This window comes from Rhodococcus sp. G-MC3 (genome assembly GCF_030063335.1).
Lineage (GTDB): Bacteria > Actinomycetota > Actinomycetes > Mycobacteriales > Mycobacteriaceae > Rhodococcoides.
Genome location: NZ_JASISW010000011.1, coordinates 64611 through 80495 on the forward strand (window position 1 = coordinate 64611; position 15885 = coordinate 80495).

Genomic DNA, 15885 nt, shown 5'->3' on the forward strand with positions numbered 1-15885 from the left:
TGTTGTGTCAGACCGATGCTGGGACAACGGATTCGGTGACGTCCTTCATGCCGAGCTTGGCGGTGGGGACTCGGAAAGTTTCGCGGGAGGTTGCAACGATCGTGATGTTGATGATGCAGAACACTGCGGTCACGATGGCGACGGGAAGCCAGGCGCCGGTTCCGTCGCCTGCGATGGCGCCGGCGATCGTGGGTGCGAAGCCGGCTATGGCGAAACCGATCTGAGTGCCGATGGCAGTACCGGACAGGCGAACCTTGGCCGGGAACATCTCGCCGTAGAACGCTGGCCAGACTCCGCCCGTCGCGCTGTGGACGATTCCGAACATCACGATGCCGAAGGCGAAGATGAGGGCGTAGTTGCCGACGGAGATCGACCACAGGTACCCGAACATGAGGATCGCGCACCCCGTGGAGCCGAAGATGAAGACGGGCTTGCGGCCGATTCGGTCGGACAGCTTGCCGAAGAGGGGAAGTGCAATGAGCGCAGCGACATTGGCGAGGACGCCTACCCAGAGCATCGGGGTGCGGTCGAGTCCGACGGTGTTGACCGCATACGACAGTGCGTAGACGGTGAAGATGGTACTGACCGACGCGATGACTGCAGCGAATACCACCCGGAGAACCGAGCGCCAATGATCGGTGAGCAGGACCGAAAGTGGCATCTTCGGTGATTCCGCGCCCGCGATCTCTTCCTCGAACACGGGCGTCTCGTCCAAGGAACGACGGATGAGAAATGCGGCGAGTACAACGAATGCGCTGAGGATGAAGGGAATTCGCCATCCCCACGAGAGGAGCTGCTCTTCGGGAAGCATGGCGACCGGCAGGAAAACCGCGGTGGCGAGAATCTGGCCTCCCTGGGTGCCGCTGAGCGTGAAGCTGGTGAAGAATGCTCGGCGGTTGTCCGGTGAATGTTCGAGCGTCATCGAGTTCGCGCCTGCCTGCTCGCCACCTGCAGAGAATCCCTGGGCGAGTCGTAGACAGACCAAGATGATCGGGGCCGCGATTCCGATGCTCGCGTAGCTGGGCAGTAGGCCGACTCCGAGCGTCGCCACGCCCATGAGCAACACCGTCGCGACCATGACTTTCTTGCGTCCGTACTGGTCGCCTATGTGACCGAGTACGAGAGCTCCCAGTGGTCGGGCGAGGTAACCGACGCCGAAGGTGGCCAGCGCCAACAGTGTTCCAGTGGCTGCGTTCGCGCCGGGGAAGAAGACGCGACCGAATACCAAGGCGGCAGCAGTGCCGTAGATGAAGAAGTCGTAGTACTCGAGTGCGCTTCCGATCCATGCGGCCGTAGCAGCTTTCTTCGGATTGGCTACGGTTCGGGGACGGTCCGGAACCGGGTTGGATGTCACAGGGTCGGTCATCGTCGTCTCTCTTCGCGTCGAATGTGGGGGAGTACACGAGGTCGACGAGCCGATACGCCGCGATCGGACCTTAATGTACTAACTGGTTAAAACTGGGTGTCAGTAGATAGTGAACGTGATCCGGGCCACGTGTCAACCCCTGATGTGATGGCGAAGCGGAAACGATCTTGGTCGCCGAGTTCTCAGGCGGTGGTCGTGGTCAGGAAGGCAATGATCATGTCGCCGAGCATCGCCCTCAGGTGTTCGCGGTGGATCGGAGCGGTGAGGTCTCGGCCGAAGAGGGCCTCGAATGTATAGCGATTGGACAGTCTGAAGACGCAGAAACTGCTGATCGCCATATGGACGTCGAGGGCATCGACATCGGTCCGGAACAGGCCGTCGGCTTGGCCACGGGTGAGAATGCGTTCGAGTAACTCGGCGGCTGGATTTCCGAGATTGTTCAGTTCCTCGGATTTACGGATGTGCTCGCCGCGCAAGATGTTCTCGGTCGATACGAGCCGAATGAATTCGGGATTGTGCTCGTGGTGATCGAACGTCAGCGATGCGATGGCTCGAATTGCGTCCGGTGGCGAGAGCCCGGCGGTATCGAGCTCGCGTTCACGTTCGCGGATCCGGCGGTACGAGCGCTCCAGAACTGCCTGGTAGAGGCCCTCTTTGTCGGTGAAGTAGTAGTAGATCATTCGCTTGGTCGACTGAGTGCGCTCGGCGATCTCGTCGACACGGGCGCCTGCGTAGCCCTTGTCCGCGAATTCGCTCGTGGCCACATCGAGGATGTTGTGGCGAGTGGTCTCGCTGTTGCGCCGCCGCTTGCCGCCGGTGTCGGTGGTCGTGGGTCGCGTCATGAATCGAAACTCTATCCGGCCGGGGTCCGCAGAAAGCTTGGGGTAAGCCACGGCGCGTAGTACCATATGAAATAACTCACTAGTTCGTACATTAAAAATCACGTTCAACGCAAGGAGTCGGCATGGCCGAATCTATGATCTGTGGCCTGATCGGAACCGGTATCGGGCGCTCGCTGACGCCACCGATGCACGAGCGAGAAGGTGCCGCGCAGGGGCTGCACTACCTCTACCGCACCATCGATCTGGATGCACGCCAACTCACGGTCGACGATCTGGCGCGGCTGGTGAACACAGCCGCCGACCTCGGTTTTCGCGGTCTCAACATCACCCACCCATGCAAACAGTTGGTTATCGCGCTGCTCGATGAACTGTCGGAGGATGCGTCTCGGCTGGGTGCGGTCAACACAGTGCTGTTCGACGGCGCCAAGAAGATCGGGCATAACACGGACTGGTCCGGCTTCGGGCGAAACTTCGACATCGGGCTGGCAGGAGCGTCGACCGGGTCGGTTGTTCAGATTGGAGCGGGGGGAGCAGGTGCTGCCGTTGCCTATGCCGTCGCGAAGAGGGGAGCCGGGCATCTGACGGTCATCGACGCGGACCTCGCGCGGGCTACCGAATTGGCGAAGGCGATGGCGTCGCTGTTTCCGGCCGTCGACTTCGAAGCGGGCACTCCCTCCGATCTCGAGCGATCACTGGCTGCGGCCGATGGCGTCGTGCACGCGACACCGACCGGAATGGCAGCGCATCCGGGTACAGCATTCGACCCGGGACTACTGAGACCGCAGATGTGGGTTGCCGAAGTGGTTTACCGTCCGGCGGAGACCGAGTTGCTCACCGCCGCAGCCGCACTGGGATGCCGGACTCTCAGCGGTACCGGGATGGCCGTTCATCAGGCCGCCGACGCATTCGAGATCTTCACGGGGTTAGAGGCCGACACCGAGCGAATGATCGCCCACATGCAGGAACTTATCGCCTTCGAAGATGCTACGACATCGGCCGGAGCATTGACGTGAACGCCGTTCGCACCGCGGTCGCGACCGTGTCACTGAGCGGATCGCTACGCGAGAAAATGGAAGCGATCTCCAGCGCAGGCTTCGACGGCTTCGAGGTGTTCGAGCCGGACCTGGTGAGCTCACCGTATTCTCCTGCGGAGATAGCGAAGCAAGCAGCAGACCTCGGTATCACCGTCGACCTCTACCAGCCGTTCCGTGATCTGGATTCATCCGATGACACTCGTTTCGAGCGCAACCTGGTTCGGCTCGAGCGAAAGTTCGATCTCATGGAACAGTTGGGCTGCGACCTTCTCCTGGTGTGCTCGTCGCCCCTATCTGCCGCGGTGACCGACGATGGGCAGTTGATCGATCAGTTGGGCCGCGCCGCCGACCGGGCGCGAAACCGTGGCATGCGTCTGGCCTACGAGGCGCTGGCCTGGGGGACGCACGTCAACACCTACCGCCATGCATGGGACATCGTCAGGCAGGTGGATTCGAAATCCCTCGGCACCTCCCTCGACAGTTTCCACATTCTCTCTCGTGGGGACGACCCGTCGGGGATCGTCGACATCCCCGGGGAGAAGATCTTCTTCCTGCAGCTCGCCGATGCCCCGCATCTGGTGATGGACGTTCTGCAGTGGTCGCGGCACCATCGTTGCTTTCCAGGACAGGGGAATTTCGATCTCGTCGGGTTCGGTTCCTACATAGCCGATTCCGGATATGCGGGCCCGTGGTCACTCGAGATCTTCAACGACGTGTTCCGCGAATCTGCGACCGGCCGCACTGCCGCGGATGCGCATCGGTCTCTCCTGTATCTGCAGGAACACGTTGCAGCGTATCGAGGCACGGTGACCGAGCCGTTGTTCGAAGCGCCGTCGCCTGGTCCGATCGAGAACATAGTTTCCCTTCGTGTAGCTGCCGGCCCGGTGCGGGCTGCGGAGTTGGGAAGGAGGTTGCGGCATCTGGGCTTCGACCTGACGGCAGCCCACAGCGAGCACGGACTCCAGCTTCATACGCAAGGTCCATTGGCCGTTGTGGTCGACACCACCGTCGACAGCCTGTGGACAGCTCCCGGGGTTCCCGCCCACCTGCCGGCACTTGCTCAGATCGGTGTGCGGAGTGATGCTCCCGAGCAGTGGGAGACGCGCGCGCATGCCTTCGGCGTTGCCGCGAAATCGGTGACGATGCCAGGCACTGTGGAGGCACAGGATGGCGTGGTCCGCCTGAGTATCACCGACGCGACATCACTCGATCTGCGCAGCCGCGCGAGTACTGGAGCTTGGCAGGCGGCATTCGATCTTGCTCCTCGACGATCGAATCCGCCGTCGGATCCGATCGTGACCGCCGTCGATCACATTGCTCTTGCCGTACCGGCCGACAGCTGGGACGGCATCATGTTGTTGTTGCGCTCGGTATTCGGGATGACACCCCACGAGGGACAGGACGTGGTCGACTCGGTAGGTTCGGTGCGCAGTCAGGCGCTGACTCTCGCAACTGGGCATGGAACGATCCGGATCTCGCTCAACATGGTTCCAGGGCGTTCTTCGACAACCGATCCGCTGCCGGCCGCGCGCCGGGGTGGTGTCAGTCACATCGCCTTCGGTTGCGCGGACATCCTTGGTGCAGCTTCGGAGATGACGGACCGGGGATTCGTGCCCCTCGATATCTCGGCCAACTACTACGACGACCTCGCCGCACGTTTCGATCTCAGCACTGAACTTCTCGCCGAGATGCAGTGTTTCGGGATCCTGTACGACGCCGACGGAACGGGTGGCGAGTTTTTCCACTTCTTCACACCCGTGGTCGGTGAGGACCTGTTCTTCGAGGTCGTCGAGCGACGAGGTGGGTATTCCGGTTACGGCGAGGTCAACTCAGCGGTGAGGCTTGCCGCACAGTTGCAGTCCTGAGCATTCCGGCTCGCGAACGCACGTGCGTTCGCGAGACCGGACCTGCAACTTACTACGCGAGCCGCTCGAATACTGCCGCGAGACCTTGTCCGCCGCCGATGCACATGGTTTCCAGTCCGTAACGTGCTTCACGACGATTCATCTCACGCAGCAGCGTCGCCAGGATGCGGCCGCCGGTCGCTCCGACGGGGTGTCCAAGTGAGATTCCCGATCCATTGGGGTTGAGCCGTGAGTCGTCGGGTTCGACTCCCCACGTACGCAGCACAGCGAGAGTCTGAGCGGCAAACGCTTCGTTGAGTTCGATGACGCCCATGTCAGCCATGCTCAGGCCGATCCGAGCAAGTGCTTTCTCGCTGGCCGGGACAGGGCCGATGCCCATGGTGCGTGGTGGAACTCCAGCAACGGCCCAGCTGACCATGCGCGCAATGGGACGCAGTCCGAGAGCGGCAGCCTTCTCGGGGGTCGTGACGATGGCCAGTGCTGCGCCGTCGTTCTGTCCGCTGGCGTTACCTGCCGTGACGGTCGAGTCGGGGTCGATCTTTGCGCGGATAGCTCGCAGGGTCGAGAGGGATTCGACGCTGGTATCGGCGCGCGGGTGCTCGTCGGTGTCGACGAGCAACGCATCCGACCTACGCTGTGGAACAGACACTCCGACGATTTCTTCGGCGAATACGCCGTTTTTCTGAGCGGCGACTGCCTTCTGGTGGGAGTGCACGGCAAGTGCGTCCTGGTCGGCTCGGCTGATCGAGAACTCGGCGCGTAGGTTCTCCGCTGTTTCGATCATTCCGCCGGGAACGGGGTAGTTCTTTCCGCCTGCGGTGACGCGGGCACGGGCGAGGCGGTCGGAGAGTGCTACTGCCTCGGCTTTGACACCCCAGCGCATCCCGGTGGCATAGAACTCGGCTTGGCTCATGCTTTCGACACCGCCGGCGAGGACGAGGTCGTTGCCGCCGGACTGCACCTGCATGCACGCCTGCAGTACTGCCTGCAGTCCCGACCCGCAGCGTCGGTCCACTTGCTGGCCGGGTACGTCGACGCCGAGGCCGCTGTCGAGTGCTGCCACTCGCCCGATTGCCGGAGCGTCTCCGTTCGGGGACGCTTGGCCCAGGATGACATCGTCGATGTCGGATCCGGAAATGCCGGTACGCGAGATCAGTTCGGTGATGACGGTGGCAGCGAGCGCCTCGGGAGTGATGTCGCGGAAGACTCCGCCGAATCGTCCGACGGGTGTGCGGAGAGGTTCACAGATGACTGCGTCAGGCACGGAGACTTCCTTTGTGATCGGTTGATTGCGACTGCACTCGAAGAAGGTCTGTTTCGATGGCGCTGGTCGCTCGGAGAAGAGCTGGGAGCAACTGTTCTCGGACCGCGTCGGCGGAATGGCGGGCGGCCTGCGTCGATACGTTCGCCGCCGCGATGACGGCACCGGCGCTGTCGCGAACAGGAGCAGCGATCGATCTCAGACCCTCTTCGAGTTCTTGGTCGACGAGGCAGTAGCCCTGCGCGCGAACGGTATCGAGTTCGATTCTCAACGACGCCGCATCGGTGAGGGTCTTTGCCGTGAGTGCTGTCAATTGCACGCGTTCGAGATAGGCGTCGAGGTGGTCGGGCGAGAGTCCTGCCAGAAGAACGCGTCCCATCGACGTTGCATATGCCGGAAAGCGGGTGCCGATGGTGATGGCGACGGTCATGATTCGGCTGACCGGGACACGGGCGACATAAACGACGTCGTCGCCGTCGAGAATGGATACCGACGAAGATTCGCGGACCTGTTCCGCCAGCGATTCGAGGTGAGGTCCCGCGACGTCGGGTAGCGACAGGCTGGAGAGGTAGCTGTAGCCGAGTTCGAGGACCCGCGGGGTCAACCAGAACATAGAGCCGTCACTGCGCACGTAGCCGAGTTCGAGGAGTGTCAGCAGGAATCGACGTGCAGTGGCCCTCGTCAGATCCGTGGACTTCGCGACGTCGGACAGTGTTCGACGGGGATTTCTCGCATCGAATGCTCTGATGACGGAGAGACCACGCGCGAGTGACTGCACGTAGTCCGGCGACGGTCCCTGTGGCTCGGTCATGGATTCTCCGATTCTTCCTGCTCGGCCAACGCCGCATTCGCCATGGCAAATGCGGCGTTGCTGTTCGGAACTCCGGCATAGACAGCGGTGTGGAGGAACACTTCGGCGAGCGCGTCGGGTTCGACACCTCCGCGGAGTGCCGCCCGGATGTGCATGTCCAACTCGTGCTGATTTCCGACCGCCGTCAGTATCGCGAGGGTCAGCAGACGTCGCGTTCTGTGGTCGAGTCCCTCCCGCGTCCATACGTCACCCCACCCCGTCCGGGTGATGAAATCTTGGAACGGAGCGGTGAACTCGGTCATGTGTTGGATGCTTCGGTCGACGTGCGCGTCGCCGAGTACTTGGCGCCTGACGACCATTCCTGCGTTGTGTGCCGCGCGACGACCCGCCTCGTACGCAGTGGACGAGATGTGCTCGACGATCAGCCTCGTCACCTCACCGGCCTGCTCGACGTTCGCGAGATGCGCTGCGGGATCGAGCACATGCAAGCTCGAACGCGCGATGCCGTCGGCGATGAACTTCAGGTCGTCGGGCGGCGTAGAGGGGTCCTGCTCGCCCGCGATGACGAGAGTCGGGGCGGCGATGCGGCCGAGATCGGCCCGGTTGTCCCATTCGGCGAGGGCCTCGCAGCAGGCGGCGTATCCCTCGTCGGCAGTGTTGATGACCATCTGCCGATGTCGAGCTGCGAGTTCGGTGTCGCGTGCGGTGAGCTCAGGTGTGAACCAGCGACCCGACACGGCGTCGGCGAGTGAGTGCGTCCCACCGCTCCGCGTAGCTTTCGCTCGTTCGATCCACGCCTGCGGTTCGCCGAATTTTGCCGACGTACAGAGCAGCGTGAGGCTCTGCACACGTGTGGGCCGGTGAACGGCTATCCATTGTGCGACGGCACCTCCCAGCGAGAGGCCGACGAGGTGAACGCGGTCACGATCGATCGAATCGAGCACTGCGAGAACGTCTCCGGCGAGTTCGGCGATCGAATACGGTCCGGCGGGAACGGGAGATTCGCCGTGTCCGCGGAGATCGACCGCAAGAACATCGGCGACCGAAGCGAGGCCGGCGATCTGAGGATCCCACATGGATCTATCGGAACCGAGGGAGCCGATCAACACGACGGCCGATTCGGGGGATCCGGAGCCGGCGGTGAGGGCGTAGGACAGTTCGACGGTCATGAGCTTCCTTCTGTGCGAGGGGCGGCGATGTCGAGGACTCGGTCGACGATGTCTCCTGAATGTCCCAGGTACTGCGACGGGTCGAGCAGTACACGAATTTCCGCACTGTCGAGGAATTCTGTGATGGCAGGGTCCTGGTCGAGCGCTACTCCGGACGAGCATGCCGCCGTGACGATGTCGCGGGCGCGGTCGGTATGCGAGGACAGTGCCGAGGTGACCCGCTCTGCCAGCAACAGTCCGTGAGTGATGTCGAGATTGCGGGCCATCGCATCGGCGTTCACGTGCAGTCCGGTGAGACTGACAGCGAGTTGATGTGCGCCGCCTGTCACCAACCGAAGAAGATCGGTCAATGTTTCCCATTCGGCGTGCCAGCTCCCTGCGGCGCGTTGGTGCTCGTGCTCCATCGACGACAACATCGTAGCGACGAGACCGGGTACGCGGCGCACTGCGGCACGTGCGGTCACGGCGGCGACAGGGTTTCGCTTGTGCGGCATCGCCGAAGACCCGCCAGGTGCGTCCTCTTCGACCTCACCCACTTCGGTTGCTGCCAGCAGTGTGATGTCGAGGGCCGGCTTGGCGACGGCCCCCGCGGCGGTTCCGAGTGCACCGACGATGTCGGCGATGCGGGTTCGGTCGGTGTGCCAGGGAATGTCTTGGCGAGCGAGACCGAGTTCGTCGGCGAGAGAGTCGGCGACGAGAAGGCCCAGTGGGTGTAGAGCGGCGGATGTACCTGCGGCGCCACCCAATTGAATTGCGAGACATGGTATGACGCGATGGACGGACTCGCGGGCACGGACGAGCCCCATGGTCCAGCCTGCGGCCACCGCGCCGAACGTGGTGGGGAGTGCCTGCTGACCGAGCGTGCGTCCCGCGGTCGGTGTATCGCGATGACGTCGAGCGAGGGCGGTACAGGCGGAAATCGCGTCGTCGAGATAACCGACAAGATCCGACAGAGCCGAACGGGTCAGGAGCATGGACGCGGTGTCCAAAATGTCCTGCGACGTTGCGCCCGGATGCACCGCGCCGGCCGGCACTCCCCGCACGGACACCGCTCGTCGGAGGATCCCGACGAGCGGAATGACCGGATTGCCCCCGGCGACCGAAGCAGCGCCGAGTTCGGCGATGTCCAGACTGCCAGGCAAGGCGAGTTCGGACGCGACCTCGGTGACTATGACGGCGTGCTCGACGTCGACCAGACCGTGTGCCGCTGCAGACCGCGTCAGCGCGGCCTCGACGTCGAGCATGGCGGTGACCCAGGCCTGGTCGGACACGTGTGCCGCGACGACGCCGGCACCGAATGTCGAATCGAACAGAGAACCGCGTGTGGCCGTCATGGTCTCGCTTTCTTCGTGAGATCTACAGGTCGAAGAACGGAGTTTCGTCACCGTCCGGATCGCTGTCCTGAAGTACCACATCGAGGTGGTAGCCGGTGGCCGTTGCTCGTGCAATCAGTTTCGTCCGTGAGCGCTCGTCCAGGCTAGCCAGCACCGGATCGGCGGCGTTGGCCACTGTCTCGTCCGGAAAGTAGATGCGTGTGACGAGTCGTTCCAGGAGTCCCCTGGCAAAAATCCCGAGGTTGATATGCGGGGCCTCGACGGCGCCGTTCTCCGCGGGTAGAGCACCAGGCTTCACTGTATGGACCACTGCGGTTCCGGTCGAATCCGCCACGGCGCGGCCGAATCCGCGGAATCCTGTGGGGGTCGACGACGCGGATCCGCGGGGATCGTCGGGATGTTCGAAGCGGCCTACAGCATCGGCCTGCCAGGTCTCGATCATCACGTCGGACATCGGGGTGCGATCGCCGTCGACGACGCCCACCGAGATGTCGATGATGCCGTCTGTTCCCGCAGGCACCACGTCGGGGCCGTCGGCCCAGGTGAGCCCGATGTGTAAATAGGGGCCCACCGTCTGCGACGGCGTCTGGCCGAATGGAACGGTGGTGAAATCGCTGCCTGGAGCGACGGGGTAGCGCGGCGCGAAAACAGGTGTGTCGGTGGGTTCAGTCATCGTGGTCGTCTCCCTCGAATGGTGTTGCGCCTTTGCCGCGGAGCACGATGTCGAAGCGGTATCCGAGAGCCCAGTTATCCTGTGTCGCTTCATAATCGAAGACGCTGATCATGCGTGCCCGTGCGTCTTCAGGTGCGGCGTTGAAGATCGGGTCCTGGAAGAACATCGGGTCGTCCGGGAAGTACATCTGGGTGACGAGGCGTTGGGTGAAGGCTCGTCCGAACAGAGAGAAATGAATGTGAGCAGGCCGCCACGCGTTGTGGTGATTACCCCACGGGTAGGCGCCCGGCCGGATGGTCGTGAAGCGGTAGTTGCCGTGTTCGTCCGTAAGGACGCGACCGACTCCGTCGAAGTGCGGATCGAGGGGAGCTGGCCAGCTGTCGCCAACGTGCCGATATCGTCCGCCGGCATTTGCCTGCCAGACCTCGACGAGGGTGTGGGGCACGCAGCGACCGTCGCTGTCCAGAACGCGTCCGTGCACGATGATGCGCTGCCCCTGAGCTTCGCCTCCGTCGACGAGCGTCAGGTCCGCGTCCGAGGCGGTCACTCGGCCTTCGCCGAGAACGGGTCCGGTGATCTCGGTGAGACGCTGGGGGAGGAGGACGAGTGGCTGTTTCGGGCTTCGCAGCGACGTGGTCCGGTAGTCCGCGAAATCGCGAGGCGCGTTGGTTCCCGCCTGATCGCGATAGGCGGCTGCCTCGCCGGCGGCCGAATGGTTCGGCGGTAGATGGAGCATCGGGGATTCCTCACGTTCCGAATCAGATAGTGGGTAATGACAGGCAGTCGGGGCGGTGGTTCGTGATGTGGACTTATCGCCGCTATGCGAACGATGATAGAACGGTGGGGGTGATCCAGGCAATGACTTGCGGCAATTTGTTCGCAGGGCGGCGAGGTGTTCATATTACGCACAATGTTGGGTATGGTCGGCAGCATGATGGATAAAGTCGTGGCGAGTGCCGCCGAAGCCGTAGCCGACATGCCGAACGGCGCCTCCGTCGCCGTGGGAGGCTTCGGCCTGGTCGGAGTTCCCGAAATCCTCATCGACGCAGTACTCGCCCAGGGTGCGACAGACTTGGAAATCGTCAGCAACAACTGCGGCACAGACGGTTTCGGCCTCGGCGTGCTGCTCGAAAAGCACCGGATCAGGCGGACCATCAGCTCGTACGTCGGCTCCAACAAGGAATTCGCGCGTCAGTACCTCTCGGGCGAACTCGAAGTCGAACTCACCCCGCAGGGGACCCTCGCGGAGCGTCTTCGCGCAGGTGGTGCCGGTATTCCGGCGTTCTTCACGCCTGCAGGCGTCGGAACGCAGGTCGCCGACGGCGGACTGCCTCTTCGCTACGACGGCTCTGGCGGCATTGCCGTGTCGAGCCCTCCGAAAGAGACCCGAGACTTCGATGGCACCACCTACGTGATGGAACGCGGCATCGTCGCCGATTACGCCCTCGTGCACGCGTGGAAAGGCGACCGGCACGGCAACCTCGTGTTCCATGCCAGCGCCCGCAACTTCAATCCGCCGGCCGCAACATCGGGGCGCATCACGATTGCTCAAGTCGAAGAGCTGGTCGAGCCGGGCGAGATCGGACCGGACGACATTCACACACCGGGCATTCATGTGCAGCGCGTCGTGCATGTTGGCAAGGTAACGGTAGGAATCGAACAGCGGACGGTACGAGCATGAGCGAGACGATCACCAAGCTGACCCGCGGACAGATGGCCGCTCGCGTCGCACAGGAACTGAACGACGGCGAATACGTGAATCTCGGAATCGGGATGCCGACCCTGGTTCCCAACTATCTGTCGACCGACATCACCGTCGTCCTGCACTCCGAGAACGGTGTTCTCGGCGTCGGTCCTTACCCGACCGAAGAAGAACTCGACCCCGAGGTGATCAACGCGGGGAAGGAAACCATCACCGTCCTACCCGGAGCGTCCTACTTCGATTCGGCGCAGTCGTTCGGCATGATTCGCGGCGGCCAAGTGGACGTCGCCGTCCTCGGTGCCATGCAGGTCAGCCAGACCGGCGACCTCGCGAACTGGATGATCCCCGGTCATATGGTCAAGGGCATGGGCGGTGCGATGGACCTCGTCCACGGTGCACGGCGCGTGCTGGTGATGATGGAACACGTCTCGAAGGAGGGGGAGCCGAAGATCCTCGAATCCTGCTCGCTCCCACTGACAGGCAAGGGGTGCGTACAGCGCATCATCACCGATATGGCGGTTCTCGACGTCACCCCAGACGGGCTCGTTCTCGTCGAAACCGCGCCCGGAATCACCGCGGAACAAGTACGCGCGGCGACGGGTGCACCACTCAGCGTGTGATGCGGTGCGTGTGCGAGTACAGGTTCATGTTCTCGCCTCGTAGGAACCCCACCACCGTCAGCCCTGATTCCTCGGCCAGGTCGACCGCAAGCGAGGACGGCGCCGACACCGCCGCAAGAATAGGAACCCCTGCCATCACAGCTTTCTGAGCTAGTTCGAACGACGCGCGCCCGCTGACCATCAGAGTGGTTCCAGTCATCGGGATGCGTCCCTCGCCCGTTGCCCAACCGACGACTTTGTCTACTGCGTTGTGGCGTCCCACGTCCTCGCGCAGCACCAGCATGGTGCCATCGGTGTCGAACAGGGCTGCAGCGTGCAGTCCACCGGTCGAGTCGAAGACCTTCTGGGACTTCCTCAACGTGTCGGGCATGGTGGCGAGCACCGACGCCTTGACCTCCACATCGTCTGCCGCGGGGGAGTGGACGGTCTTCAGTCGGACCGCGTCCAGAGATCCCTTGCCGCAGACTCCGCACGACGAGGTCGTGTAGAAATTGCGTTCCACACCCGGTTGCGGCGGCGGGACACCGGCCGCCAGCGTGATGTCGAGAACGTTGTAGGTGTTCTGGCCCTGGTCGTCGACCCCGTCGCAGTACCTGGCGACGGCAATGTCGTCGCGGCCCACGATCACACCCTCGGTGAGCAAAAAGCCGTGGGCCAAATCGACATCGTGGCCAGGCGTGCGCATCGTAACCGCGAGTGCCGAGCCGTTCACCCGGATCTCCAGCGGCTCCTCGACGACGAGAGTGTCGGGTCTGCTGGTCTCGTGCGACCCGCGGATGCGTACAACCGGACGTCTGGCGGTGATTCGTCCCATCGTTCGATTATGCGCTCACTGATCCGAACGACGGTCCGGTGCGCTGGTTCGCCTGTCCCGCTTGGCATCGGACGGGCTTGCTGAAGGGAGGCAGATTCGAACATGTGTTCGACATTTGGCTGGATTTGGGTTATGTTTGTCGTATGGATTCGGGGGACGAGCACGCAGGGGTGACCGACACAGCAGATGCTGTGTTGTCGCTCCTCGACCCCGAACGGTCCTGGGGCGATTCCGAGGATTGGTTCGAGAATCTGCATTCGCCGTGCGAGCTGTCGCCGACCGATGCCGAGTTCGAGGTGAAGAAGTTCGCGCGGTGGTTCGAGAGTTTTCCGTTGGAGGTCGATCCGTTCGACACTGCCGCCGGGCATGATTCGGGTGTCGAACCGGCTGAGGCGGTTGATCCGTCGGTGCCGGTGATCGAGGCTGCCTATCTCGCGAAGGTCGTCGCGATCGTCGAGGAGCAGGTCGAGATCCTCGGCCGCATCGACAACGTCGTACTGGGCAATTCCGATCGGCGTGCTCTGCTGGTACGTGCCGAGGCGGTGCAGCGGGCCCTGTTCGGGTTTTCGCACACCTGGATCGCTGATGTCATCGCCCAGCACGGTCTCGACGACATCCCCGGTTCGGTCCCGTATGCACTGTCGAGTTTGATGCGGTTTTCCTCGAAACGTGCGGGGCAGCGGATCCGGCTTGCGAATCACTTCGGTCACCGCTCGGCGATGTCCGGGGAGCGACTCGTTCCGGAGCATGCGGCGACCGCCGCTGCCGCCGCGGATGGTGTCCTCGACGAGGAACATCAGATCATCGTCAAGAAGTTCTTCACCAGCCTGAGCCGAGACATCGACATCGAGACCCGTGAGAACGCGGACCGGCAGCTCGCGGAGTTGGCGCGGCAGTTGGGTCCGGAGGAGTTCGATGCGGCCGCGAAGCGGCTTTTCGACACTCTCGATCCTGATGGAAAGCTTGTCGATGAGGAGCAGGTCGCGAATCGGTGCTTCTTCAAGTTCAACGATCAGGGCGAGGATGGGTTGTCGAAGGGCACGTTCGTCGTCGACGCCGAAACGCGGGCGTATCTGGAGGCGGCGTTCGCGAAGTGGGCGAAACCAGGGATGTGCAATCCCGCTGACGACACGCCTGTCGTCGACGACCCAGCCGACGACCCAGCCGACGACCCAGCCGGCGGGTCGGGTTCAGGTCCGGGTACGCCTGGCGGTTCGGGTTCGGGGAACAGCGGCGGTGTCGACGTGCCGGATCCGTCGTTGTTCGACACCGAGAACTCCAGCGACAGCACCGGTCTGGACGGTTCCGACGGTTCCGACGGTTCCGGTGACAGCGACAGCGACAGCGACAGCGACAGCGACAGTGACAGGGATTCGGTTGCCGATGCTGATGCTGCACGCCGCGCCGAACGTGATCACCGCAGTCAAGGCCGGCGCCAGCATGATGCTTTGAAAGTCATCGTCCGGCAGATGCTCGCGTCCGGGCAGCTCGGGATGCATCGTGGATTGCCGGTCACCGCGGTGCTCACGATGACCCTCGCCGATCTCGAAGCCGCCACCGGGTATGCCGTCACCGCCACCGGATCTCTGGTGCGGATGCGTGATGCGATTCGGATGGCGTCGCATGCTCACCATTACCTGGCGATTTTCGGCGATGACGGTAGGCCGCTGCATCTGGGGCGTACCAAACGCATCGCCTCCGCAGATCAGCGGATCGTGCTGATCGCCTCCGACCGTGGCTGCACTTTCCCGGGGTGCACCCGTCCCGCGACGTGGTCGCAGGCTCATCACATCGACGAATGGGGGCAGGGCGGTAGCACCGACATCACCTCGCTCACCTTCGGATGCGATATGCACCACCGACTCGTCGGGCCGCGCGACACCGATTGGGCGACGACGAAAGCCGGACCTGATCATGCTTACCCGGGGCGGACGCTGTGGCATCCGCCGGTGACGTTGGATCCCACCAGAACTGGTGTGGTCAATCATTACCACCACCCGAACGAATACATCTACCCTGCCGCACCGGGCACCGAAGGCACCCCCAGCCCTGCCCCCACCCCTAGCCCTAGCCCTAGCCCTGCAGATCCATCGCCAGGGCCAGGCGACACCGGCGGACCCGAGCCCGGCGGGCCCTAGAACCGGCGCGTGCCGGCAGATCACAGGGCACACAACTACACCGGCCAGCGTGCGACGCAGAACGAGAGACCTGCGGCGCCGCACAGCCATGTCCGCAGGCCGGCTTCCGGCCGTTTCACAATGGCAGCGCGAAGTCGCCACCGGAAGCGTCGAGACCGGAAGGGAAATCGAGAGCCAGCACCCGCAGCCTGATCCGATAGATATCCGTCGTTACTACCATCGAGGGCCCGCCCCGCCATTCGGGTTGAGCTACCTC

At 63.2% G+C, this 15885-nt stretch carries 14 protein-coding genes; 5 read left to right on the forward strand and 9 right to left on the reverse strand.

Translation table 11 applies throughout. The features are described from left to right. Positions 1–7 precede the first annotated feature (7 nt). Together QMK17_RS14215 and QMK17_RS14220 are read right to left on the reverse strand one after the other, a co-directional pair. Positions 8–1366 carry an MFS transporter gene (locus QMK17_RS14215; RefSeq protein WP_283509914.1) on the reverse strand — a complete coding sequence of 453 codons (1359 nt, stop codon included), beginning with the start codon at positions 1364–1366 and terminating at the stop codon, positions 8–10. A 182-nt stretch (positions 1367–1548) separates the two neighbouring features. Beyond that, positions 1549–2208, reverse strand: coding sequence for a TetR/AcrR family transcriptional regulator (locus QMK17_RS14220; protein ID WP_283509915.1), 660 nt, complete (start codon positions 2206–2208; stop codon positions 1549–1551). A 122-nt stretch (positions 2209–2330) separates the two neighbouring features. On the opposite strand from QMK17_RS14220, the gene QMK17_RS14225 reads away from it, so the two are divergent. Together QMK17_RS14225 and QMK17_RS14230 are read left to right on the forward strand one after the other, a co-directional pair. Continuing rightward, positions 2331–3221, forward strand: coding sequence for a shikimate dehydrogenase (locus QMK17_RS14225; protein ID WP_283509916.1), 891 nt, complete (start codon positions 2331–2333; stop codon positions 3219–3221). Between the two features lie 56 nt (positions 3222–3277). Further along, entirely contained in the window at positions 3278–5107 is a 1830-nt protein-coding gene (locus QMK17_RS14230; RefSeq protein ID WP_283510009.1) for a sugar phosphate isomerase/epimerase and 4-hydroxyphenylpyruvate domain-containing protein, read from the forward strand. Positions 5108–5159: 52 nt separating this feature from the next. On the opposite strand, the gene QMK17_RS14235 is transcribed toward QMK17_RS14230, so the two are convergent. The 6 genes from QMK17_RS14235 to pcaH are packed head-to-tail and all read right to left on the reverse strand — an operon-like array spanning position 5160 to position 11091. Beyond that, on the reverse strand, positions 5160–6371 hold the full coding sequence (locus tag QMK17_RS14235; RefSeq protein WP_283509917.1) for an acetyl-CoA C-acetyltransferase: 1212 nt from the start codon (positions 6369–6371) through the stop codon (positions 5160–5162). Beyond that, positions 6364–7179 carry an IclR family transcriptional regulator gene (locus QMK17_RS14240; protein WP_283509918.1) on the reverse strand — a complete coding sequence of 272 codons (816 nt, stop codon included), beginning with the start codon at positions 7177–7179 and terminating at the stop codon, positions 6364–6366. Before QMK17_RS14240 ends, QMK17_RS14235 begins: the two co-directional genes overlap by 8 nt. Then, positions 7176–8348, reverse strand: coding sequence for a bifunctional 3-oxoadipate enol-lactonase/4-carboxymuconolactone decarboxylase PcaDC (gene pcaDC / locus QMK17_RS14245; protein ID WP_283509919.1), 1173 nt, complete (start codon positions 8346–8348; stop codon positions 7176–7178). Before pcaDC ends, QMK17_RS14240 begins: the two co-directional genes overlap by 4 nt. Beyond that, positions 8345–9682, reverse strand: a complete 1338-nt coding sequence (locus QMK17_RS14250) for a lyase family protein (RefSeq protein ID WP_283509920.1) — start codon at positions 9680–9682, stop codon at positions 8345–8347. The genes pcaDC and QMK17_RS14250 overlap by 4 nt, the downstream gene beginning before the upstream one ends. 22 nt (positions 9683–9704) lie before the next feature. Beyond that, complete coding sequence (gene pcaG / locus QMK17_RS14255; RefSeq protein WP_283509921.1) at positions 9705–10355, reverse strand: protocatechuate 3,4-dioxygenase subunit alpha; 651 nt, start codon at positions 10353–10355, stop codon at positions 9705–9707. After that, a complete protein-coding gene (pcaH, locus tag QMK17_RS14260) occupies positions 10348–11091 on the reverse strand; it encodes a protocatechuate 3,4-dioxygenase subunit beta (RefSeq protein ID WP_283509922.1) in 744 nt (247 codons plus the stop codon). Before pcaH ends, pcaG begins: the two co-directional genes overlap by 8 nt. Positions 11092–11289: 198 nt before the next feature. Between pcaH and QMK17_RS14265 the strand changes: the two genes are divergently transcribed. Then, positions 11290–12036 carry a CoA transferase subunit A gene (locus QMK17_RS14265; protein ID WP_283510010.1) on the forward strand — a complete coding sequence of 249 codons (747 nt, stop codon included), beginning with the start codon at positions 11290–11292 and terminating at the stop codon, positions 12034–12036. Next, entirely contained in the window at positions 12033–12677 is a 645-nt protein-coding gene (locus QMK17_RS14270; protein ID WP_283509923.1) for a CoA transferase subunit B, read from the forward strand. The genes QMK17_RS14265 and QMK17_RS14270 overlap by 4 nt, the downstream gene beginning before the upstream one ends. On the opposite strand, the gene fdhD is transcribed toward QMK17_RS14270, so the two are convergent. Beyond that, positions 12667–13491 carry a formate dehydrogenase accessory sulfurtransferase FdhD gene (fdhD, locus tag QMK17_RS14275; RefSeq protein ID WP_283509924.1) on the reverse strand — a complete coding sequence of 275 codons (825 nt, stop codon included), beginning with the start codon at positions 13489–13491 and terminating at the stop codon, positions 12667–12669. The genes QMK17_RS14270 and fdhD overlap by 11 nt on opposite strands. A 143-nt stretch (positions 13492–13634) precedes the next feature. Here fdhD and QMK17_RS14280 point away from each other — a divergent pair, with 143 nt between their 5' ends. Further along, positions 13635–15629: an HNH endonuclease signature motif containing protein gene (locus tag QMK17_RS14280; protein WP_283509925.1), complete on the forward strand. Its 1995-nt coding sequence runs from the start codon at positions 13635–13637 to the stop codon at positions 15627–15629. Positions 15630–15885 lie beyond the last annotated feature (256 nt).